Consider the following 21,663-nt stretch of genomic DNA (forward strand, 5'->3'; position numbering starts at 1 on the left):
CTAGGACGCCGAGCGCGGGTCTGGGGCCAGAAGGAGAAACGTGGCCAAGACCCGAGTTCACGAGCTCGCCAAGCAGTACGGCGTCGAGAGCAAGTTCGTTCTCGAGAAGCTCAAGGAGATGGGGGAGTTCGTCAAGTCGGCGAGCTCCACGGTGGAGCCCCCCGTCGAGATGCGCTTCAAGAAGGAGTTCGGCGAGCAGCTGAAGGCTGCCGGCGGCTCCGCCCAGGCCGACGCGCCCGCCGAGAAGGCGGCCACGCAGGCCTCCCCGGCCGCACCCGCGGCCCCCGCTCCGGCTGCCCCCGCGCAGTCGGCGCCCACCCCGTCCGCCCCGGCGCCCACGGCTCCGGCAGCGCCGGCTCCCGCGGTGTCGGCTCCGGCTGCCCCGTCGGCTCCGGCTGCCCCGGCTGCGCCCTCCGGCCCCCGGCCGGGTCCGCGACCCGGCCCGGCCGCCAAGCCGGCCCCGGAGCCGGAGAAGGCCCCCGAGCGTCCGCAGGCGCCTGCCAAGCAGGCACCGGCCGCTCCTGCCGCTCCCGCCACGCCGGCCGCACCCGCAGCGTCGGCCGGTGCTCCGGCCACGCCGAAGGCCCCGAGCCCGGCTCCGCGCCCGGTCGGTCGCCCCGGCGCGCCGCGTCCCGGCAACAACCCGTTCAGCTCCAACCAGGGCATGGGCCGGCGTCCGGCTCCGTCCGGTCCGGCTGCCGGCGGCGCTCCCGCCGGTGGCGGCGCCGGTGCGGGCACCGGCGCTGGTGACCAGCGTCCGCCGCGTCCGCCGGCCGGTCGCGACGGCGGTGCTCCGGGTCGTCCGGGCATGCCCCGTCCGAACCCGGCGATGATGCCCAAGTCCCCGGCCGCCTTCGGCGCCGGCCCCGGCGGTCGCGCCGGTGGTCCGGGTCGTCCCGGTGGCGGTCCCGGCCGTCCGGGCGCCCCCGGTCGTCCCGGTGCTCCGGGTCGCGGTGGCCCGGGTGGCGCCGGCGCCGGTGCCCCGGGTCGTCCCGGTGGCTTCGCCGGTCGTCCCGGCGGCGGCAACCGTCCCGGCCAGCGCGGTCAGACCCAGGGTGCGTTCGGTCGCCCCGGCGGTCCCTCGCGTCGCGGTCGCAAGTCCAAGCGGGCGCGTCGTCAGGAGTTCGAGGCCATGCAGGCCCCGACGATCGGCGGCGTGCGCGTCCGCAAGGGCGACGGCGAGACCGTCAAGCTGCCCCGCGGTGCGTCCCTGACCGACTTCGCCGAGCGGATCGGCGTCGACGCCGCCTCGCTGGTGCAGATGCTGTTCAGCCTCGGCGAGATGGTCACCGCGACCGAGTCGGTCAACGACGCCACGCTCGAGCTGCTCGGCGAGGAGCTCAACTACGTCGTGCAGGTCGTCTCGCCCGAGGACGAGGACCGCGAGCTGCTGGAGTCCTTCGACCTCGAGTTCGGTGAGGACGAGGGCGACGAGGCCGACCTGGTCGTGCGACCCCCGGTCGTCACGGTCATGGGTCACGTCGACCACGGAAAGACCAAGCTCCTCGACGCGCTGCGCAACGCCAACGTCGTCGACAAGGAGGCCGGTGGCATCACCCAGCACATCGGTGCCTACCAGGTCGCGGCCGAGGTCGACGGCGAGCAGCGCCGCATCACCCTCATCGACACCCCCGGTCACGAGGCGTTCACCGCCATGCGTGCCCGTGGTGCCCAGGCCACCGACATCGCGATCCTCGTGGTCGCGGCCGACGACGGCGTCATGCCCCAGACGGTCGAGGCGCTCAACCACGCCAAGGCCGCCGGGGTGCCGATCGTGGTGGCGGTCAACAAGATCGACAAGCCGGAGGCGGACCCGACCAAGGTCCGTGGCCAGCTGACCGAGTACGGCCTGGTCCCCGAGGAGTACGGCGGCGACGCGATGTTCGTCGACGTCTCGGCCAAGTCGGGGCTCAACCTCGACAGCCTCCTCGAGGCCGTCGTGCTGACCGCCGACGCGTCGCTGGACCTGCGGGCCAACCCGAAGCAGGACGCCCAGGGCCTCGTGGTCGAGGCGCACCTGGACCGCGGTCGCGGTCCGGTCGCCACGGTCCTGGTCCAGCGCGGAACGCTCCGCGTCGGCGACTCGATCGTCGCCGGTCCGGCCCACGGCCGGGTCCGGGCGATGCTCGACGAGCACGGCAACGAGCTGACCGAGGCCACGCCGGCGCGTCCGGCGATGGTCCTGGGTCTCTCCGCGGTGCCGGGTGCGGGCCAGAACTTCCTGGTCGTCGAGGACGACCGGATGGCCCGTCAGATCGCCGAGAAGCGCGAGGCCCGCGAGCGGGCGGCCATGCAGGCCAAGCGCCGCGTGCGTCGTACGCTCGAGGACTTCATGGCCTCCATGGAGAAGGGCCAGAGCCAGGAGCTCAACCTGATCCTCAAGGGCGACGTGTCCGGTTCGGTCGAGGCCCTCGAGGACTCGCTGTCGCAGATCGACGTCGGCGACGAGGTCACGCTGCGGGTCATCGACCGCGGTGTCGGTGCGATCACCGAGACCAACGTCGACCTGGCCGCAGCCTCCGACGCCATCATCATCGGCTTCAACGTCCGCCCCCAGGGCAAGGCGACCGAGATGGCGGACAAGGAGGGTGTCGAGATCCGCTACTACTCGGTCATCTACCAGGCGATCGAGGAGATCGAGGCGGCGCTCAAGGGCATGCTCAAGCCCGAGTACGAGGAGTCGACCCTGGGCCAGGCGGAGATCCGTGCGATCTTCCGCTCCTCCCGGATCGGCAACATCGCGGGCTGCATGGTCACCTCGGGCGTCATCCGACGCAACGCCAAGGTGCGCGTCATCCGTGACGGCGCCGTGGTGGCCGACAACCTCGACCTCGCGTCGCTCAAGCGGGAGAAGGACGACGCGTCCGAGGTCCGCGAGGGCTTCGAGTGCGGTCTGGTCCTGCGCAACTTCCAGGACATCAAGGAAGGCGACGTCGTCGAGGCGTTCGAGATGCGGGAGATCCCCCGCAGCTGATCACCACCCGGTCGGCGGGTCCCCCCTTCGTGGGTGGGGCCCGCCGACCGGTGCGTCTGGGGCGGGCCGGCACGGGCCGGCCCGCCCGACCCCGCCTGGCCGTCAAGGCTCGGGCACGTTCTGAGAGAGTGAGAGACATGAGCAGTCCCCGGGTACGCAAGATCGCCGACCGGATCCAGGTCGTCGTGGCCGAGATGCTCGAGCGGCGGATCAAGGACCCGCGGCTCGGCTTCGTGACCCTCACCGACGTCCGTGTCTCGGGCGACTCCCAGCAGGCGACGATCTTCTACACGGTCCTCGCCGGCACCGGCGAGGGCGCCCAGGACGACGAGACCGCCATGGCCGGCACGGCCGCGGCGCTCGAGTCGGCCAAGGGCCTGATCCGCTCCGAGGTCGGCAAGCAGCTCGGCATGCGGCACGTGCCGAGCCTGACCTTCGTCGCCGACGCGCTGCCGGAGTCCGCCCGCCACCTCGACGAGGTGCTGGCCCGGGCGAAGGCGCTCGACGAGGAGGTCGCCGCCCGCCGCGTGGAGGCCTACGCCGGCGAGCCCGACCCCTACAAGAAGCCCCGCGCCGAGGGTGACGACGAGGACGCCGACGAGGACGACGGCGAGGACGACGGCGAGGACGACGGGGCCGCGGGCGCCCCCGCCCGCCCGGCCCAGCCGATCGACCCCGTCGACCCGGACGAGGTGTGACGGCTCCGGCCGCCCGCCCTGCCGTGCGCCCCGGGCTCGTCGTGGTCGACAAGCCCGGCGGGATGACCTCCCACGACGTCGTCTCCCGCGTCCGTCGGCTCGTCGGCACCCGCAAGGTGGGCCACGCCGGCACGCTCGACCCGATGGCCACCGGCGTGCTGGTGCTCGGCGTCGACCGGGCGACCCGCCTGCTGGGTCACCTGATGCTCACCGACAAGGGGTACGACGCCACGGTGCGGCTCGGCGTCGCCACGACGACCGACGACGCCGAGGGCGAGGTGCTCGCGGCGACGCCGGCCGGCCACCTGGACGAGGACGCCGTCCGCGCGGTGCTCGCCGAGTTCGTCGGCGAGCTGCAGCAGGTCCCGACCGCCGTGTCGGCGATCAAGGTGGACGGCAAGCGCGCCTACCAGCGGGTCCGCGACGGCGAGCAGGTCGAGCTCCAGGCCCGCGCCGTGACCGTCCACGAGCTCGTCGTGCACGAGGTGCGTCGCGGTGCGCACAGGCCTGGGCGCGGCGACGCGGTCGAGGTGGTCGACGTCGACATCAGCCTGCGCTGCTCGAGCGGCACCTACGTCCGCGCGATCGCCCGCGACGCCGGCGCCCGGCTCGGCGTCGGCGGGCACCTGACGGCGCTGCGGCGCACCGCCGTCGGCCCCTACGGGCTCGACGTCGCCCGCACGCTGGAGGAGCTCGCCGACGAGGTCGCCGCCGGCCACGGGGGAGTGCTGCCGATCGCCGACGCGGCGCGGGCGGCGTTCCCGGCCCGCGACCTCGACGACCGCGCGGCCGCCGACGTGCGGGTCGGCCGCAGCCTCGACCTCGAGCTCGACGCCACGACCGCGGTCTTCGCCCCGTCGGGGGAGTTCCTCGCGCTCTACGAGCCGCGCGGCGGTCTCGCCCGCCCGGTTGCCGTCTTCGTCTGATCACCGCCTCGATAGGGTTCGCTCCGTGCAGATCTGGCGCTCGCTCGACGAGGTCCCGGGCGGCCTCGGCCGCACCGTGGTCGTGATCGGCAACTTCGACGGCGTCCACCTCGGCCACCGCCGGGTGCTGGCCCGCGCCCAGCAGATCGCCGCCGACCTCGGCGACCTGCCGGTCGTGGCCGTCACCTTCGACCCGCACCCGATGGCGGTCCTGCGGCCCGAGCACGCCCCGACGACGCTGACCACCATGGAGGTGCGCGCCGACCTGCTGGCCGGTGCCGGCGCCGACGGCGTGCTGGCGGTGCCCTTCTCCCGGGAGGTCGCGGGCTGGAGCCCCGAGGAGTTCGTCGAGCGCGTGCTGGTCGACGCCCTCCACGCCGCCGCCGTGGTCGTCGGTGCCAACTTCCGGTTCGGCAGCCGTGCCGCCGGTGACGTGGCCACCCTCGCCGAGCAGGGCCGCACCCACGACTTCACCGCCGAGGGCATCCCGCTCGACGGCGGGCCGATGGTGTGGTCCTCGACGTACGTCCGGACCTGCCTGGCGGCCGGCGACGTCGCCGGCGCCGCCGAGGCGCTGGGCCGCCCCTACGCCGTCCGCGGCGTCGTGGTCCGCGGCGACCAGCGTGGCCGCGAGCTCGGCTACCCGACCGCCAACGTCCCCACCGACGGCATGCAGGCCGCCCCCGCCGACGGCGTGTACGCCGGCTGGCTGCGGCGGCTCGACACCGGCGAGCGGTTCCCGGCCGCGATCTCGGTCGGCACCAACCCGACCTTCGACGGCGTGCGCGAGCGGCGGGTCGAGAGCTACGTGCTCGACCGCACCGACCTCGAGCTGTACGGCGTGGAGGTCGAGGTGTCCTTCGTCGACCGCCTCCGCGGGATGACCGCCTTCGACTCGGTGGAGTCCCTGGTCGCCCAGATGGACGACGACGTCCGCCGGGCCCGCGAGCTGCTCGTCCCGTGAGCACCGAGCACGGCGTCGCCGGCGGACCGCTCCCGGCGACGGAGGCCTGGTTCCTGCAGCACGGGCTGTCCTACTTCGTGCCGGAGGAGCGCCACCAGGCCCGCGAGGCGCTGCGGCCCCGGAGGTTCCTTCCGGCGGCGGTGCTGACGGTCCTGCTCGCCCTCGGCGGCGGGGTGGTGCTCGCGTGGCTCTCCGAGGAGCTGACCGCGGCCCCGGCGTTCCTGCTGACGATCGGCGTGCTCGGCGCCGCGGCGTACTCCCTGACCGCGCTGCGCACGCGGCCGATCGTCGTCTGGGCGCTGCGCCGCGGGCTGGGCAGCCTGCGGACGCTGCTGCCGATGATGAGCCGGGCGCTCCCGCTGCTGCTGCTCTTCGTGACCTTCCTCTTCATCAACGCCGAGGCCTGGCAGCTCTCGGCGAGCCTCTCGACCGGCACCCTGTGGCTCGTCGTCCTGCTGTTCGGCCTGCTGGCCGTCGCGTTCCTGCTGGTGCGGCTGCCCGAGGAGGTCGACCGCACCGACGACGACGTCGACGACGACTTCCTGCTGCGCGCCTGCGCCGGGACGCCCCTGGAGGGGGAGTGCCGCGCACTGGTCGACGACCCGGGCGCCGACCCCGCGGCGTACGCGACGGTCGTGGGGTTCGAGCGCTGGAACCTCGTGCTCGTCCTCGTGGTGATCCAGGCCGTGCAGGTGCTCCTGCTCGCGGCGACCGTCCTGGTCTTCTTCCTGGTCTTCGGCGGCCTGGTCATGGACATCGGGGTCCAGGAGGCCTGGACCGGCGCCGCCGAGGGGTCGATCCGCAACCTGCCCTACCTCGACCAGGTCTCGGTCCCGCTGTTCCAGGTCTCGCTGTTCCTCGCGGCGTTCTCCAACCTCTACCTGACCGTCTCGACGGTGACCGACGAGACCTACCGCGAGCAGTTCTTCGGCAGCGTGCTGCGGGAGATGGAGCGCGCGGTCGGCGTCCGCGCGGTCTACCTGGCACTGCGCGACCGGGTCTCCGCCGGTCGGGTGGTCTGATCCGGCGCCGTTTCCCGTCCACCGGGGTGGGCACCGGGACCGGCGTCTGACGTCACCCCTGCGACGTCACCTGAGAAAGGACAGTCATGGGCTACGGACTCGGAGTCTTCCTCCTCGTCGTCGGTCTCATCCTCGCGCTCGCCGTGGAGGACGCGATCAGCGGTGTGGACCTCACGATGGTCGGCTGGATCATGGCGATCGGTGGCATCCTCGTGCTCGTGCTGACGGCGGTCACGCTGAACAGCCGGCGCGCCCGCGGCGGCGCGGTGTCGACCACCACGCACGCCGACGGCTCGCAGACCGTGCAGCGCCAGGAGCCGCCCGCCGTCTGACCACGGTGCGCTCCGGTGGAGCGCCTGCAGGACCACGCACCACCCGGTCGGCCCCCGCCGGCCGGGTGGTCGTCGTTTTGGGCGGCCCTCCGGCGCCGCGCTAGTCTTCTCCGGTTGCCCGAAGGAGGGCGACCGCCGTCTGACGGCCGCGGAACCAGAGTGCCCGGGTGAACAGGCCCCGGCGCGCCGCGCAACGACAAGGCCGCACAGGCCGGAAGGAGCCCGCATGTCGATCGGTACCGACGCGGAGACCAAGAAGCGCATCATCGCCGAGTACGCCACGACCGAGGGCGACACCGGCTCGCCCGAGGTGCAGATCGCGCTGCTCAGCCACCGCATCTCCCACCTGACCGAGCACCTCAAGCAGCACAAGCACGACCACCACAGCCGTCGTGGCCTGCTCCTGCTGGTCGGCCAGCGCCGTCGCCTGCTGAACTACCTGCAGAAGACCGAGATCGACCGCTACCGGTCGATCGTCGAGCGCCTCGGCCTGCGCCGCTGACACGACGTGGAGGGCCCACCCCGGTGGGCCCTTCACGCATTTCGGGGCCGCACGGCCCACGCAACCCCGGCCGATCGGCCGCGCTGCGCTAGATTCACCAACTGAACAACCACACCAGGAGCGACCCGCCGTTTCGGCCCGGTCCTCGGTAGTGGCCCTCAGGACGGACGCCCCTCGCGGGCGCGCCTGCGGGCCTCGATCGAAGACCGGCCTGCCACACCACGCGGGACGCCGCGGGATCGCTCCGCGACAGACAAGGGACACCCTTTGACCGACCCCGTCATCTCCGCCGTCGAGACCGTGCTGGACAACGGCAAGTTCGGCACCCGCACCGTCAAGTTCGAGACCGGCCTGCTGGCCCGTCAGGCCGCCGGCTCCGTCACGGCCTACCTCGACGACGACACGATGCTGCTCTCGGCGACCACCGCCGGCAAGCAGCCCAAGGACCACTTCGACTTCTTCCCCCTGACGATCGACGTCGAGGAGCGGATGTACGCCGCGGGCAAGATCCCCGGCTCGTTCTTCCGCTCCGAGGGGCGCCCGGGCGAGGACGCGATCCTCACCTGCCGCCTGATCGACCGCCCGCTGCGCCCGACCTTCAAGAAGGGCCTGCGCAACGAGGTCCAGGTCGTCATCACCGTCCTCGCGCTGAACCCCGACACGCCGTACGACGTGCTCGCGATCAACGCCGCCTCGATCTCCACCCAGCTCTCCGGCCTGCCGTTCTCCGGCCCGGTCGGCGGCGTCCGCGTCGCCCTCATCGAGGGCCAGTGGGTCGCGTTCCCGACCCACAGCCAGCTCGAGGACGCCGTCTTCGACATGGTGGTCGCGGGTCGTGTCACCGACACCGGTGACGTCGCGATCATGATGGTCGAGGCCGAGGCCACCGAGCAGACCTTCGCCAAGGTCCAGAGCGGCGTCCAGGCCCCGACCGAGGAGGTCGTCGCCGGCGGTCTCGACGCGGCCAAGCCGTTCATCAAGCAGCTGTGCGAGGCGCAGGCCGAGCTGGCCGCCGCCGCCGCGAAGCCGGTCCAGGACTTCCCGGTCTTCCTCGACTTCGAGGACGACGTCTTCGCCGCCGTCGAGTCCGCCGTCAAGGCCGACCTCGCCACCGCGATGAAGATCGCCGACAAGACCGAGCGCAACGACCGCACCGACGAGCTCAAGGACTCGGTGCTGGAGAAGCTGGGCGCCCAGTTCGTGGGTCGCGAGAAGGAGCTCGGCGCGGCGTTCCGTGCACTGAACAAGCAGCTCGTCCGCGAGAGCATCCTGCGCGACAAGATCCGCATCGACGGTCGCGGCCTGGCCGACATCCGTCCGCTGCACGCCGAGGTCGGCGTGATCCCGCGCGTCCACGGCTCGGCGCTGTTCGAGCGCGGCGAGACCCAGATCCTGGGCGTCACCACCCTCGACATGCTCAAGATGGAGCAGCAGCTCGACACCCTCTCCCCGGAGAAGTCGCGCCGCTACATGCATAAGTACGTCTTCCCGCCGTTCTCCACCGGCGAGACCGGCCGCGTCGGCTCGCCGAAGCGCCGCGAGGTCGGCCACGGCGCGCTCGCGCGCCGCGCGCTGCTGCCGGTGCTGCCGGACCGCGAGGAGTTCCCCTACGCCATCCGCCAGCTCTCCGAGGCCATGGGCTCCAACGGCTCGACCTCGATGGGCTCGGTCTGCGCCTCGACGCTGTCGCTGCTGCAGGCCGGTGTGCCGCTGAAGGCCCCCGTCGCCGGCATCGCGATGGGCCTGGTCTCCGGTGAGATCGACGGCAAGACCGAGTACGTCGCGCTGACCGACATCCTCGGTGCCGAGGACGCCTTCGGCGACATGGACTTCAAGGTCGCCGGCACCCGGGACTTCGTGACCGCGCTCCAGCTCGACACCAAGCTCGACGGCATCCCCGCCGACGTGCTCGGCGCGGCCCTGAAGCAGGCCCGCGACGCCCGCCACACCATCCTCGACGTCATGGCCGAGGCCATCGACGCGCCCGAGGAGATGTCCTCCACCGCGCCGCGGATCATCACCATCAAGATCCCTGTCGACAAGATCGGCGAGGTCATCGGCCCGAAGGGCAAGGTGATCAACCAGATCCAGGACGACACCGGTGCGTCGATCTCGATCGAGGACGACGGCACGATCTACATCGGTGCCACCAACGGCGAGGCCGCTGACGCCGCCCGGTCCGCGGTCAACGCGATCGCGAACCCGACCATGCCCGAGGTCGGCGAGCGCTACCTCGGCACGGTCGTGAAGACGACGAACTTCGGTGCCTTCGTCTCGCTGCTCCCCGGCAAGGACGGCCTGCTGCACATCAGCAAGCTGCGCCCGCTCGCCGGCGGCAAGCGCGTCGAGGCCGTCGAGGACGTCCTCTCGGTCGGCCAGAAGATCCAGGTCGAGATCGGCGAGATCGACGACCGGGGCAAGCTCTCGCTGGTCCCCGTGGTCGAGGAGGCCGAGGGCACCGAGGGTGCCGACGACGCCGCGGCCGAGGTCACCGAGGAGGCCTGAGCTCCATCGTGGCTCCACGGACCACGACGACCGGCCAGCAGCCCGCTGCTGGCCGGTCGTCCCGTTCTGACGACATGACCGCCCGGACCGAGACCCTGCAGACGGTGCGGGACTCCTCGGGCCAGGTCACCTCCACCATCCGCCGGACGGTCCTGCCCGGCGGCCTGCGGGTCATCTCCGAGGAGATGGCCGGGGTCCGCTCCGCCTCGATCGGCGTGTGGGTCGGCGTCGGCTCGCGCGACGAGTCGGCGACGCTGCACGGCTGCTCCCACTTCCTCGAGCACCTGCTGTTCAAGGGCACCGCGGAGCGCTCGGCGTTCGACATCTCGATCGCGCTGGACGCGGTGGGCGGGGAGGTCAACGCCTTCACCGCCAAGGAGTACACCTGCTTCCACGCCCGGGTCCTCGACGAGGACCTGCCGCTGGCCGTCGACGTGCTCGGCGACATGATGACCGCCTCCGTGCTGGCCGACGACGACGTCGAGGCCGAGCGGGACGTCATCCTCGACGAGATCGCCATGCACGACGACGACCCCGACGACGTGGTGCACAACCTCTTCGCCGAGCAGGCGTGGGGGAGCGACTCGCCCCTCGGCCGGGACATCGCCGGCACGGTCGACTCGATCACCGCGCTGGACGCCGACCAGGTGCGGGCCTTCTACGCCGAGCACTACCGGGCGCCGCGCATGGTGGTCTCGGTCGCCGGTGCGGTCGACCACGACGCGCTGGTCGGGCAGGTGGTCGAGGCCTTCGGGCGCAACGGCTTCCTCGACGGCACCGACGAGCCGGCTGCGCCCCGGGCGGGCGGACCCTGGCTGCCGGTCGCACCCGGCACGGTCGCGACGACCCGCCCCTTCGAGCAGGTCAACGTCGTGCTCGGCATGGAGGGCCTGGCCCGCAACGACGAGCGCCGCTTCGCCATGGGCGTCCTCAACACCGCCCTGGGCGGCGGCACGTCCAGCCGGCTGTTCCAGGAGGTCCGCGAGCGGCGGGGGCTGGCCTACTCGGTCTACTCCTTCGCCAGCACCCACGCCGACTCCGGCCTGGTCGGCGTGGCGGTCGGCTGCCTGCCCGCGAAGTACGACGAGGTGCTGGCCACCGTGCGCGCCGAGCTCGCCCGGGTCGCCGCCGAGGGCATCGACGCTGAGGAGCTCGCCCGCGGCAAGGGCCAGCTCCGCGGCGGGCTGGTCCTGGGCCTGGAGGACTCCGCCTCGCGGATGTCGCGCCTGGGCAAGGCCGAGCTGGTCTACGACGAGCTGCTCTCGATCGACGAGGTCATCGCCCGGATCGACGGCGTGACCCTCGAGGAGGTCCGCGCGGTCGCCGCCGAGGTGTTCGCCCGGCCCGAGGTGCTGGCCGTGGTGGGTCCCGCCTAGCGCACCAGCACGACGACGGCGGCGCAGGCCGCCGCCCAGAGGACCGAGGCGAAGGTGCCGATGATGAACCGCTCAGCGGTGCCTTCGCCCTCGGCCTTGAGCTCGGGGTAGCGGCCCAGGCCCTTGAGGGCCAGGACGACCGCCAGGCCCTCCGGCCACGACGCGACGAGCGTGGCGTAGATCGCCGCCCGCTCCAGCACCCCGATCCAGGCGCCGCCCCGCAGGACCCTCCCGGCGCGGTCGAGCGAGGAGCCGGAGTCCTCGCGGTCGACGAGCGCGAAGACCCGGGCGGTCACCGGTCCGCCGCCGGCGACGGCCAGGACCCCGCCGAGCAGGACCAGCAGCGCGGTCAGCGACCGCCCCTCGACCGCCACGTGCGGTGGCACGGCGGCGACCAGCGCCGCGGCGCCGAGCAGGCCGGCCGTCGCCGGCACGAACACCCGTTCCCCGGCGCGGGTCCAGGCCGGGAGCGAGGCCAGCGCGCCGAAGGCGACCAGCACGACCACCAGCTGGCCGAGGTTCTCCTGGCTCACCGGTCGCCACCCCCGGACCGGGCGTCCAGCATCCCGGCGGCCAGGGTCGTGGCGAGCTCCTGTGCCCGGCGGGCCTCGACGATGCCGGCCGCCTGCGCCCGCTGGCTGACCGCGGACTGGCTGATGCCCAGCCGCCGGCCGACCTCCTCGTAGGTGAGCCCCTCGGCGACCAGGTCAGCCACCTCCCACCCCCGGGCGGTGCGGCGGGCCAGGACCGCCGCCCACAGCCACAGCGTGGTCTCCAGGGAGCGCGCGTCGGGGTGCTCGCCGACCACCCGGAGGTTCCAGGGGCTGTTCTTCGCCGCGGTGACGGCGTCCCGCGCGTGGAGGTACGCCGCGCCGCGGCCGGCGCGCGCGCTGGCCGGCAGGGGCTCCTCGACGGGACCGATCCCGATGCCGACGTACCACGCCTCCGCGCGCAGCAGGGCGCCGGCGACCGAGGCGAGCGTGGCGGCGTCGTTGACCACGCCCTGCAGCTCGTCCCCGGCGGTGCGCTCGAACGGGCGCAGCAGGCGGTGGCCGGCGAGGGTGTCCAGGAGGGCGGGGACCCGGTCGGGCCCGCTGCGGCTGCCGCGCTGGTCGACGGTGAGCACGGCGACGGAGGTCGTGCGCGACATCGCCTCGCCTCCTCCGGTCCCGGGTGCGACCTGGTGCCGACCTTACATTAGGGAATTGCCTAATGTCGACCGTCCATCAGGGTGCAGCCTTCATCGGGGGATCAGCGGCGGCCGATGATCCCGATGACGGCCGGCTGCTTCTGCTCGACGACCGAGACGCGGAAGCCGCCCTGCGCCAGCGACGCCGACGCCTTGGCGATCATCTCCTGGACCTGGTCGGGGAACTTCACCTCGAAGAACAGGAAGACCGCCCCGCCGGGCAGGAGCCGCTCGTGCAGCAGCGCGATCTCGTCGGCGCAGTCGCGCACCCAGAACAGGTTGACGTTGAACGCGAAGACCTTGTTCAGCCGCTTGACCGGCACCCGCAGCGTGGCCAGGTCGATCTGGCGGACGGTGAGCCGGCCGGCGTCGACGTGCTTCTGGTTGCGGCGCTTGGTGCGGTCGACACCGGACTCGGAGCGGTCGATGGCGAACATCTTGCCGCTGCCGGACTCCAGCTTGGCGCAGATCGCCTCGACCCCGGCGCCCGGTCCGCACCCGATCTCGAGCACGTGGTCGGAGGGCTGGACGTCCATGAAGTCCACCGCCCAGCGGATACGCGCGGGGATCGCCTGCACAGCCATGAGGCCAACTTTGCCAGAACCGACCGGGCGGTGGGTGCGGCGGTCGCTCCGACTAGCGTGGACGCGTGAGCAAGAACATCAAGGTGGGCGTGCTCGGCGCACGCGGCAAGGTCGGCGCCGAGGTGTGCCGGGCGGTCGAGGCGGCCGACGGGACCGAGCTGGTGGCGCAGGTCGATGCGGGCGACGACGTCGCCGTGCTCCTCGACTCCGGCGCGGAGGTCGTCGTCGACTTCACCCACCCCGACGTGGTGATGGACAACCTGCGCTTCTGCGTGCAGCACGGCATCCACGCCGTCGTGGGCACCACCGGCTTCGACGAGCAGCGCCTCGAGACGCTGCGCGGCTGGCTGGCGGGGTCCCCGGGCGTCGGTGTGCTCGTGGCCCCCAACTTCTCGATCGGCGCGATCCTGATGATGCGGTTCGCGGCCGCGGCCGCGCCGTTCTACGAGTCGGTCGAGATCGTCGAGCTGCACCACCCGGACAAGGCCGACGCGCCCTCCGGCACGGCGCGTCGTACGGCGCAGCTCGTGGCCGCCGCCCGCCGCGACGCCGGCCTCGGCCCGGTGCCCGACGCGACCAGCACCGCGCTCGAGGGCGCCCGCGGCGCCGACGTCGACGGCATCCGCGTGCACGGCCTGCGGATCCGCGGTCTGGTCGCCCACCAGGAGGTCGTCCTCGGCGGGGTGGGGGAGACCCTCACCATCCGGCACGACTCGCTCGACCGCTCCTCCTTCAGCCCCGGCGTGCTCGCCGGCGTCCGCGCCGTGGCCGACCACCCGGGCCTCACCGTCGGTCTCGAGCACTACCTCGACCTGGACTGAAGGACCCGCCTCAGAGCAGGCGGACGAGGGCGGCGACGAGTGCGGAGCCGAAGACGACGAGCAGGAACGGCGCGCGCAGGACCAGCAGCACGACGGCCGCGCCCAGGCCCGCCAGCCGGGCGTCGGCGACGAGCGACCGACCGTCCCCGACGACCTGCACCGCGACGAGTGCCGTGAGCAGCGCGACCGGGATCAGGTCGGCGACCCGCGAGACGGCCGGCCGCTCCAGGACGCGGGCGGGGATCGACAGCCCGACCAGCTTGAGCAGGTAGCAACCGACCCCGGCCACCAGCACGGCTCCCCACAGGCTCACCGCGCCCCTCCCGTCCGCGGGCCCAGGGCACCGACCAGGAGGGCGACCCCACCGGCGACGAGGACGGGGACGCCTGCCGCGGTCAGCGGGATCGCACCGACGGCCACGGCCGCCGCCGCGACGGCGACGACCCGGTTGCGGGTGGTGTCGAGCCGCGGCCACAGCAGGGCGAGGAACGCCGCTCCCACGGCGGCGTCGAGCCCGTAGTCGCGCGGGTCGCCGACCACGGTGCCGGCGAGCGCGCCGACCAGCGTGGCCAGGTTCCAGAGCACGAAGACCGACCCGCCCGTCACGAGGAAGCCGAGGCGCGCGGCCGGACGGGTCGCGCGGGTCACCGACATCGCGGTCGACTCGTCGATCACCAGGTGCGCCGCGGCCGCCCGGCGCCGGCCGGACCAGCCCAGCTGCGGGGCCAGGCGCAGGCCGTAGAGGGTGTTGCGGGTCCCTAGGAGGAGCGCGGTGAGCGCGCCGGAGAGCGGGGCGCCGCCGGAGGCCACGACGCCGACGAGCGCGAACTGCGAGGCGCCGGTGAACATCAGCAGCGACAGCACGCACGTCTGCCACACGTCGAGGCCCGCGGCCACCGACACGGCGCCGAACGACGTGCCGTACACGCCGGTCGCGATGCCCACGCCCAGGCCGTCACGGACGATGCGGCGGTGCTCGGAGGGGTCCAGCTGCTCGAGGGGCTCGGGCAGCCCGGGCGGCTCGGGTGGCTCGGGTGGCGGAGCCACGGTCAGGTGAGGCCCGTGTGGAGGCGGACCTGCTTGACCGTCGTGGTGCCCTCGCCGTCGAGGTCCAGCTCGCGGTGCGCGCCGTCGGCCGCCCACCCGGCGGAGGCGAGGAAGCCGCGCAGCGCGTCGTCGGAGGCGACCGCCCACAGCACGGCACGTCCGAACCGGTCGGCGCGCATGGTGTCGACCGCCGCCTGGAGCAGCCGCGACCCGTGGCCCCGGCCCCGCTCGGCGGGGGCGACGGTGAGCTCGGTGAGCTCGGCGTCGGCGACCGGGTCGCAGTCGGGGTCCCCGGCCGGTCCGGTCACCGCGAAGCCCACGACGCGGTTGTGCTCCAGCGCGACCAGCGCCCGGTGGCGGGCGTCCGGCGGGCGGGTCAACGAGGCGTACCAGGCGGCCGCGGCGTGCTCGACCGCCTCCGGCCCGGTGGGGAACGACGCGGCCGGCAGGACGCCGGCGTACGTCTCGGGCCAGGTGCGCAGCTGCAGCTCGGCGATCGCGGGCGCGTCGTCGGCCCAGGCGATGCGCACGCTCACGTCGGCGGTGGTCATGCCGGGCATCCTCGCAGGCGCACATCTTGTGACACCGTTCGTGCACGCGTGCTGTGAACTGTCACACATCGGTGCTAGCGTGCCGGGATGGACCGCAGCGCGACGGTGGAGCCCCCGGACCCGATGCCGGAGGGGTACCGCCGCACGCTGGTGCGCCAGGTCGCCCAGCACGCGCACTCCGAGATCATCGGCATGCAGCCGGAGGGGCAGTGGATCGCCCGGGCGCCGAGCCTGCGGCGCAAGGCGATCCTGATGGCCAAGGTGCAGGACGAGGCCGGCCACGGGCTCTACCTGTACGCCGCGGCCGAGACGCTCGGCACCCCGCGCGCCGAGCTGCTGGACGCCCTGCACACCGGCCGGCAGAAGTACTCCTCGATCTTCAACTACCCGACGCTCACCTGGGCCGACGTCGGCGCCATCGGCTGGCTGGTCGACGGGGCCGCGATCGTGAACCAGGTGCCGCTGTGCCGGTGCTCCTACGGTCCCTACGCCCGCGCGATGGTCCGGATCTGCAAGGAGGAGTCCTTCCACCAGCGCCAGGGCTTCGAGATCCTCCACACCCTCAGCCACGGGACCGCCGAGCAGAAGGCGATGGCCCAGGACGCCGTCGACCGCTTCTGGTGGCCCTCGCTGATGATGTTCGGCCCGCCCGACGCCGACTCCCCGAACACCGCGCAGTCGATGGAGTGGGGCATCAAGCGGTTCACCAACGACGAGCTGCGCCAGCGCTTCGTCGACATCACGGTCCCCCAGGCCGAGGCGCTCGGGCTGACGCTGCCGGACCCGGAGCTGCGCTGGGACGCCGAGCGGGGCCACTGGGACTTCGGCACGCCGGACTTCTCCGAGCTCGCCGAGGTCGTCGCCGGCCGCGGCCCGTGCAACGCCCAGCGGCTCGCCCACCGCGTGCGCGCGCACGAGGACGGCGCCTGGGTGCGCGAGGCCGCGGCCGCCCACGCCGCGAAGCAGGCCGCCCGCACGGCGCGGACGGAGCCGGCGGCATGACGAGCGACGCGACCGGAGGTCCGGGGGAGTGGCCGCTGTGGGAGGTCTTCGTGCGGGCCCGCCGGGGCATGTCCCACGTCCACGTCGGGTCGCTGCACGCTCCTGACGCCGAGCTGGCCCTGCGCAACGCCCGCGACGTCTACACCCGCCGCCAGGAGGGGGTGTCGCTGTGGGTCGTCCCGTCGACGGCGGTGGTCGCGTCCACCCCGGACCTCCAGGGGGCGTTCTTCGAGCCGGCCGCCGACAAGGACTACCGCCACCCGACGCACTACTCCGTGCCGGACGGGGTGGAGCACCTGTGACCACGCTGCCGCGCCCGCGCGCGACGTCCTCCTTCCTGCTCGGCCTGGCCGACGACGCACTGGTGACCGCCCAGCGACTCGGCTGGTGGGTCAGCCGCGCGCCGGAGCTCGAGGAGGACGTCGCCCTCGCCAACATCGGGCTCGACCAGCTCGGCCAGGCCCGTGGGCTGCTCACCGTCGTCGCGGACCTCGAGGGTGCCGGCCGCACCGAGGACGACCTGGCCTACCTCCGCGACCCCGAGGAGTTCCGCAACGTCGTGCTCGTCGAGCGGCCGCAGGCCGACTTCGCCGTCTGCGTGGTGCGGATGCTGCTGCTCGCCGCCTGGCAGCACGAGGTGTACGCCGCGCTGGCGGCGCGGGAGGGCCCAGCGCGGGGAGTCGCGGGCAAGGCGGTGAAGGAGGTGGCCTACCACCTCGACCACGCCCGACACTGGGTGCTCCGTCTCGGGGACGGCACCGACCTCTCCCACGACCGTGCCCAGTCCGCGCTCGACGCCGAGTGGCCGCACCTGCCCGAGCTGCTCGCCGCGGACCCGGCAGCCCCGGTCGACCCGGCCGGCCTCCACGAGGCGGTGCTCGACCACGTGGTGCCCGTGCTGACCGCGGCGACCCTCGTCGTGCCCGAGCTCGGCGCTCCTCCCGCCGACGGCGGAGGCCGCGCCGGGCGGCACACCGCCCACCTGGCCGAGCTGCTCGCCGAGATGCAGCAGGTCGCCCGCGCCCACCCGGGAGCCTCCTGGTGAGCCACACGCTGCTGCCCGCCTGGGACATCGCCGCGGCGGTCCCCGACCCCGAGCTCCCGGTCGTCACCATCGGCGACCTCGGGATCCTGCGCGACGTCACCGAGAACGACACCGGCTGCGTGCACGTGCAGATCACCCCGACCTACTCCGGCTGCCCGGCGGTCGAGACCATCCGCGAGGACCTCGTCGAGCGGCTCAGCTGCGCCGGCTACCGCCGGGTCGACGTCGAGACGGTGCTGTGGCCCTCGTGGACGACCGACTGGATCACCCCGCAGGGCCGCGCCCGCCTGGCGGCCTCGGGCATCGCCCCGCCGGCGCCGGTCGCCGCCGGGCCGGTCGACCTCGTGCTCGCCGTCCGCTGTCCCCGCTGCGGCAGCCACGAGACGCGCGAGCTCAGCCGCTTCGGCTCGACCGCGTGCAAGGCACTGCGCGTCTGCCGCACCTGCGCCGAGCCGTTCGACCACGTCAAGCCGATCTGAGGGGCCGCACGTGCCGTTCCACGCGCTCGAGGTCGCCGAGGTCGAGGAGCTGACCGACGAGGCCGTCGCGATCACCTTCCGCGTGCCGCCCGAGCTCGCCACGGCGTACGCCGCGAGACCGGGCCAGCACGTCTCGGTGCGGGCCGGCACCGACGAGACCCGGCGCTCCTACTCGCTGTGCTCGCCGGGCCCGGCCGGCTCCCTCCGGATCGGGGTCAAGCGGCTGCCGGGAGGGGCGTTCAGCGACGGGGTCGTCCCGCGGCTGCGGGCCGGCGACCGGCTGGAGGTGATGACGCCGTCGGGACGCTTCACCCCGACCATCGAGGCCACCGCGCACCGGCGCTACGGAGCGGTCGCCGCCGGATCGGGCATCACGCCGGTCCTGCCGATCGTCGCGGCGCTGCTGGAGGGCGAGCCGCACGCGCGGGTGACGCTGGTCCGCGCCGACCGGACCCTGCGGTCGGTCATGTTCCTCGACGAGGTGCACGACCTCAAGGACCGCTTCCCCGAGCGGCTGCAGCTCGTGCACGTGCTCTCGCGTGAGGAGCAGGACGTCGAGCTGCTGTCGGGCCGGCTGGACGGCGCGCGGATGACCCGGCTGGTCGAGGTGCTCGGACTGCAGGGGACCGACGAGTGGTTCGTCTGCGGGCCGCAGCCCCTGGTGGCCGAGCTGCAGCCGGTGCTGCCCGGCCGGGTGCACACCGAGCTCTTCCACGCCGAGCCCGCGCCGCGGTCCGCCGTGGTCGCGCCGGCCGTGGCGGGCGCCGCGCGGGTCGTCGTGCGCTGCGACGGGCGCAGCACGGCGATCGACCTGCGCCCGGACGGGCCGCCCGTCCTCGAGGCCGCGCTGGGGGTGCGGTCCGACCTGCCCTGGGCCTGTCGCGGCGGGGTGTGCGGCACCTGCCGCGCCCGCCTCGTCGAGGGGAGCGTCGCGATGGACACCGCCTGGGCGCTGGAGCCCGACGAGGTCGCCGCCGGGCACGTGCTGACCTGCCAGGCGCACCCGACCTCCGAGCGAGTGGTGCTCGACTTCGACGGGTGAATGGGGCTGGGTACCGTCGCGGCATGGAGATTCGCAACCTCGGAGCGAGCGGCCTGAAGATCTCGGCCATCTCGTACGGAAACTGGCTCACCCACGGATCCCAGGTCGAGGAGGACGCCGCGCTGGCCTGCGTGCGTCAAGCCCTCGACGAGGGGATCACCACCTTCGACACCGCCGACGTGTACGCCAACACCGCGGCCGAGACCGTGCTCGGCAAGGCACTGGCCGGCGAGCGGCGCGAGGGCCTGGAGATCTTCACCAAGGTCTACTGGCCCACCGGCCCGGGCAAGCACAACGACCACGGGCTGTCGCGCAAGCACATCATGGAGTCGATCAACGGCTCGCTGCAGCGGCTCGGCACCGACTACGTCGACCTCTACCAGGCGCACCGCTACGACTACGAGACCCCGCTCGAGGAGACGATGGAGGCCTTCGCTGACGTCGTCCACTCGGGCAAGGCGCTCTACATCGGCGTCTCGGAGTGGCGCGCGGAGGAGATCCGCGCCGCCCACGCGCTGGCCCGCGAGCTGCGGATCCCGCTGGTCTCCAGCCAGCCGCAGTACTCCATGCTCTGGCGCGTCATCGAGGCCGAGGTGGTCCCGACGTGCGAGGAGCTGGGGATCGGCCAGATCGTCTGGTCCCCGATCGCCCAGGGCGTGCTGACCGGCAAGTACCAGCCGGGCCAGGCCCCGCCGGAGGGGTCGCGCGCCACCGACAGCAAGGGCGGGGCCGACATGATCGGCCGCTGGATGCAGGACGACGTGCTCACCCGGGTCCAGCAGCTGCGCCCGATCGCCGAGGACGCCGGTCTGTCGATGTCGCAGCTGGCCGTGGCCTGGGTGCTGCAGAACGACAACGTCTCCTCGGCGATCATCGGAGCCAGCCGTCCCGAGCAGGTCACCGAGAACGTCAAGGCCGCCGGGGTCTCCCTCGACGACGCGGTGCTCAAGGCGATCGACGAGGTCCTCGACCCGGTCGTCGAGCGCGACCCCGCCAAGACGCAGTCGCCGGCCAGCCGACCCTCCTGAGGGTCGCTCGCCCGGACGCCCGTCGGGCCGGTCGCGAGACCGGCCCGACGGGCCCGAGGATCAGCGGTACTGGTCGGGCAGTTGCTGCCCGATCTTGACCTGGGCCTTGGGCAGCCGCATGAACTTCATCTGCATCGCGCGGGTGACGGCGTAGTACGTCGTGCCCTTGGTGCTCTCCTCGGGGAACCGGCGGGCGAGCTCGCGGCGCAGGCGGAAGCGCAGGAAGACCATGTCGAGCACCACCAGCAGCACTGTGCCGAACAGGATGGTGTTGCCGATCCCGGCCAGCCGGGTGTTCCCGGAGTAGCCGAGCACCATGGTGAGGATCAGCAGCGGGATCATCAGCTCGATGATCGAGAACCGGGTGTCGACGAAGTCGCGCACGAAGCGGCGCACCGGCCCGCGGTCGCGCGGCAGGTAGTAGCGCTCGTCACCGGCCTTCATCGCGGCGCGCACCTTCTGGCTGGACTCCGCACGGGCGCTGCGCTGGGCGCGGGCCATCTCCTTGCGGGTGCGCGGGGTCTTGGCGCGAGCCCGCGCGGCGGCCTCGGCCTCCTTGCGCGAGGGCGTGGGACGGCCCTTGCCGCCGACCTTGGTCGGGACGGGCTCGGGGGAGACGACGGTCTCTGGCTTGCTGCGACGGAACACGGAGGCCTTCTGCGTATGACGGACGGTGCTGGCCAGCCTACCGGCGCCTCGCCGCCGGTTGCCGTCGAGCCGTAGGGTGAGGTCCACACCGCAGGTCGTCTTGGAAGGGCCGTACCCGATGAGCTTGATGAAGCGCCTCAGCATGATCTTCCGCTCGAAGGCCAACAAGGCCCTCGACCGCGCGGAGGACCCGCGCGAGACGCTGGACTACAGCTACCAGCGTCAGCTCGACCTGCTCTCCAAGGTGCGCCGCGGCGTGGCGGACGTGGCGACGAGCCGCAAGCGCGTCGAGCTGCAGGTCAACCAGCTCGAGGCGCAGGCCGCCAAGCTGCAGGCCCAGGCCCAGAAGGCGATCGACATGGGCCGCGAGGACCTCGCCCGCGAGGCGCTGACCCGCAAGTCGGCGCTCTCGGGCCAGATCAACGACCTGCGCACCCAGCAGGCGCAGCTCCAGGGCGAGGAGGAGAAGCTCACCCTCGCCCAGCAGCGGCTGCAGGCCAAGGTGGAGTCCTTCCGCACCCGCAAGGAGACGATCAAGGCGACGTACACCGCCGCCGAGGCCCAGACCCGCATCAACGAGGCGATGTCCGGCATCGGCGACGAGATGGGCGACGTGGGTGCGGCCATCGAGCGTGCCGAGGACAAGACCGCGCAGATGCAGGCCCGCGCCGGCGCCATCGACGAGCTGATCGCCTCCGGCGCGCTGGACGACGCGAGCTCGCTCAACCGCGGCGACGACATCGCCCGCGAGCTCGAGGCGATGAGCTCCCAGTCCGACGTCGAGGCCGAGCTGGCCCGGATGAAGGGCCTCGACGCCCCGGCCGCGCCGGACGCGATCGAGGCCGGCGGCTCTACTAGCGACGACATCCTCGTGGCGGAGCCGGAGAAGGTGGAGCGCCCCCGCGAGGAGGGCTGACCGCCGTCGCCG

General features: G+C 73.3%; 24 protein-coding genes. 17 read left to right on the plus strand and 7 right to left on the minus strand.

Annotation, left to right across the window (positions count from 1 at the left end):
• Positions 1-40 precede the first annotated feature (40 nt).
• The 9 genes from infB to OSR43_RS07585 all read left to right on the plus strand — a co-directional run bounded on the left by infB (position 41) and on the right by OSR43_RS07585 (position 11,299).
• Positions 41-2,974: a translation initiation factor IF-2 gene (gene infB, locus OSR43_RS07545; protein ID WP_302270632.1), complete on the plus strand. Its 2,934-nt coding sequence runs from the start codon at positions 41-43 to the stop codon at positions 2,972-2,974.
• A gap of 137 nt (positions 2,975-3,111) precedes the next feature.
• Positions 3,112-3,672, plus strand: coding sequence for a 30S ribosome-binding factor RbfA (gene rbfA, locus OSR43_RS07550; protein WP_367891518.1), 561 nt, complete (start codon positions 3,112-3,114; stop codon positions 3,670-3,672).
• Entirely contained in the window at positions 3,669-4,598 is a 930-nt protein-coding gene (gene truB / locus OSR43_RS07555) for a tRNA pseudouridine(55) synthase TruB (protein WP_302270633.1), read from the plus strand. Before rbfA ends, truB begins: the two co-directional genes overlap by 4 nt.
• Before the next feature lie 25 nt (positions 4,599-4,623).
• The gene (locus OSR43_RS07560; RefSeq protein ID WP_302270634.1) at positions 4,624-5,562 is read left to right on the plus strand and encodes a bifunctional riboflavin kinase/FAD synthetase; all 939 of its coding nucleotides are present in this window, start codon (positions 4,624-4,626) and stop codon (positions 5,560-5,562) included.
• Complete coding sequence (locus OSR43_RS07565; RefSeq protein WP_302270635.1) at positions 5,559-6,584, plus strand: hypothetical protein; 1,026 nt, start codon at positions 5,559-5,561, stop codon at positions 6,582-6,584. The genes OSR43_RS07560 and OSR43_RS07565 overlap by 4 nt, the downstream gene beginning before the upstream one ends.
• Positions 6,585-6,670: 86 nt before the next feature.
• Positions 6,671-6,916, plus strand: a complete 246-nt coding sequence (locus OSR43_RS07570) for a DUF6458 family protein (RefSeq protein WP_302270636.1) — start codon at positions 6,671-6,673, stop codon at positions 6,914-6,916.
• 226 nt (positions 6,917-7,142) lie between these two features.
• Positions 7,143-7,418 (plus strand): 30S ribosomal protein S15, encoded by a 276-nt coding sequence (gene rpsO, locus OSR43_RS07575; RefSeq protein ID WP_166189906.1) that lies wholly within the window; start codon positions 7,143-7,145, stop codon positions 7,416-7,418.
• A gap of 267 nt (positions 7,419-7,685) precedes the next feature.
• Positions 7,686-9,923, plus strand: coding sequence for a polyribonucleotide nucleotidyltransferase (locus OSR43_RS07580; RefSeq protein WP_302270637.1), 2,238 nt, complete (start codon positions 7,686-7,688; stop codon positions 9,921-9,923).
• Positions 9,924-9,997: 74 nt separating this feature from the next.
• Complete coding sequence (locus tag OSR43_RS07585; RefSeq protein ID WP_302270638.1) at positions 9,998-11,299, plus strand: pitrilysin family protein; 1,302 nt, start codon at positions 9,998-10,000, stop codon at positions 11,297-11,299.
• On the opposite strand, the gene OSR43_RS07590 is transcribed toward OSR43_RS07585, so the two are convergent.
• The 3 genes from OSR43_RS07590 to OSR43_RS07600 form a co-directional block, all read right to left on the minus strand.
• Positions 11,296-11,832 (minus strand): hypothetical protein, encoded by a 537-nt coding sequence (locus OSR43_RS07590; protein ID WP_302270639.1) that lies wholly within the window; start codon positions 11,830-11,832, stop codon positions 11,296-11,298. The genes OSR43_RS07585 and OSR43_RS07590 overlap by 4 nt on opposite strands.
• The gene (locus OSR43_RS07595; RefSeq protein WP_302270640.1) at positions 11,829-12,449 is read right to left on the minus strand and encodes a sigma factor-like helix-turn-helix DNA-binding protein; all 621 of its coding nucleotides are present in this window, start codon (positions 12,447-12,449) and stop codon (positions 11,829-11,831) included. The genes OSR43_RS07590 and OSR43_RS07595 overlap by 4 nt, the downstream gene beginning before the upstream one ends.
• A gap of 101 nt (positions 12,450-12,550) precedes the next feature.
• Complete coding sequence (locus OSR43_RS07600; protein ID WP_302270641.1) at positions 12,551-13,072, minus strand: trans-aconitate 2-methyltransferase; 522 nt, start codon at positions 13,070-13,072, stop codon at positions 12,551-12,553.
• A 65-nt stretch (positions 13,073-13,137) separates the two neighbouring features.
• On the opposite strand from OSR43_RS07600, the gene dapB reads away from it, so the two are divergent.
• Positions 13,138-13,893 carry a 4-hydroxy-tetrahydrodipicolinate reductase gene (gene dapB / locus OSR43_RS07605; protein ID WP_302270643.1) on the plus strand — a complete coding sequence of 252 codons (756 nt, stop codon included), beginning with the start codon at positions 13,138-13,140 and terminating at the stop codon, positions 13,891-13,893.
• A gap of 10 nt (positions 13,894-13,903) precedes the next feature.
• Here dapB and OSR43_RS07610 read toward each other — a convergent pair whose 3' ends face one another.
• From OSR43_RS07610 to OSR43_RS07620, 3 genes are read right to left on the minus strand one after another with little or no spacing between them, the layout of a single operon-like run.
• Positions 13,904-14,206, minus strand: a complete 303-nt coding sequence (locus OSR43_RS07610) for an AzlD domain-containing protein (RefSeq protein ID WP_302270645.1) — start codon at positions 14,204-14,206, stop codon at positions 13,904-13,906.
• Positions 14,203-14,940 (minus strand): AzlC family ABC transporter permease, encoded by a 738-nt coding sequence (locus OSR43_RS07615; protein WP_302270647.1) that lies wholly within the window; start codon positions 14,938-14,940, stop codon positions 14,203-14,205. The genes OSR43_RS07610 and OSR43_RS07615 overlap by 4 nt, the downstream gene beginning before the upstream one ends.
• Before the next feature lie 2 nt (positions 14,941-14,942).
• Complete coding sequence (locus tag OSR43_RS07620; protein WP_302270648.1) at positions 14,943-15,491, minus strand: GNAT family N-acetyltransferase; 549 nt, start codon at positions 15,489-15,491, stop codon at positions 14,943-14,945.
• Between the two features lie 87 nt (positions 15,492-15,578).
• Here OSR43_RS07620 and paaA point away from each other — a divergent pair, with 87 nt between their 5' ends.
• From paaA to OSR43_RS07650, 6 genes are read left to right on the plus strand one after another with little or no spacing between them, the layout of a single operon-like run.
• Positions 15,579-16,493, plus strand: a complete 915-nt coding sequence (gene paaA, locus OSR43_RS07625) for a 1,2-phenylacetyl-CoA epoxidase subunit PaaA (RefSeq protein ID WP_302270649.1) — start codon at positions 15,579-15,581, stop codon at positions 16,491-16,493.
• The gene (paaB, locus tag OSR43_RS07630) at positions 16,490-16,795 is read left to right on the plus strand and encodes a 1,2-phenylacetyl-CoA epoxidase subunit PaaB (RefSeq protein WP_302270650.1); all 306 of its coding nucleotides are present in this window, start codon (positions 16,490-16,492) and stop codon (positions 16,793-16,795) included. Before paaA ends, paaB begins: the two co-directional genes overlap by 4 nt.
• Positions 16,792-17,538, plus strand: coding sequence for a 1,2-phenylacetyl-CoA epoxidase subunit PaaC (gene paaC, locus OSR43_RS07635; RefSeq protein WP_302270651.1), 747 nt, complete (start codon positions 16,792-16,794; stop codon positions 17,536-17,538). The genes paaB and paaC overlap by 4 nt, the downstream gene beginning before the upstream one ends.
• Positions 17,535-18,017: a 1,2-phenylacetyl-CoA epoxidase subunit PaaD gene (gene paaD, locus OSR43_RS07640; protein ID WP_302270652.1), complete on the plus strand. Its 483-nt coding sequence runs from the start codon at positions 17,535-17,537 to the stop codon at positions 18,015-18,017. The genes paaC and paaD overlap by 4 nt, the downstream gene beginning before the upstream one ends.
• A 10-nt stretch (positions 18,018-18,027) precedes the next feature.
• Positions 18,028-19,059, plus strand: coding sequence for a 2Fe-2S iron-sulfur cluster-binding protein (locus OSR43_RS07645; protein WP_302270653.1), 1,032 nt, complete (start codon positions 18,028-18,030; stop codon positions 19,057-19,059).
• Between the two features lie 23 nt (positions 19,060-19,082).
• On the plus strand, positions 19,083-20,087 hold the full coding sequence (locus OSR43_RS07650) for an aldo/keto reductase family protein (RefSeq protein WP_302270654.1): 1,005 nt from the start codon (positions 19,083-19,085) through the stop codon (positions 20,085-20,087).
• A 60-nt stretch (positions 20,088-20,147) separates the two neighbouring features.
• Here OSR43_RS07650 and OSR43_RS07655 read toward each other — a convergent pair whose 3' ends face one another.
• Positions 20,148-20,735 carry a DUF3043 domain-containing protein gene (locus OSR43_RS07655; protein WP_302270655.1) on the minus strand — a complete coding sequence of 196 codons (588 nt, stop codon included), beginning with the start codon at positions 20,733-20,735 and terminating at the stop codon, positions 20,148-20,150.
• Between the two features lie 118 nt (positions 20,736-20,853).
• On the opposite strand from OSR43_RS07655, the gene OSR43_RS07660 reads away from it, so the two are divergent.
• Positions 20,854-21,651 (plus strand): PspA/IM30 family protein, encoded by a 798-nt coding sequence (locus tag OSR43_RS07660; RefSeq protein WP_302270656.1) that lies wholly within the window; start codon positions 20,854-20,856, stop codon positions 21,649-21,651.
• Positions 21,652-21,663 lie beyond the last annotated feature (12 nt).

The organism is Nocardioides sp. Arc9.136, assembly GCF_030506255.1.
Taxonomy (GTDB): Bacteria; Actinomycetota; Actinomycetes; order Propionibacteriales; family Nocardioidaceae; genus Nocardioides.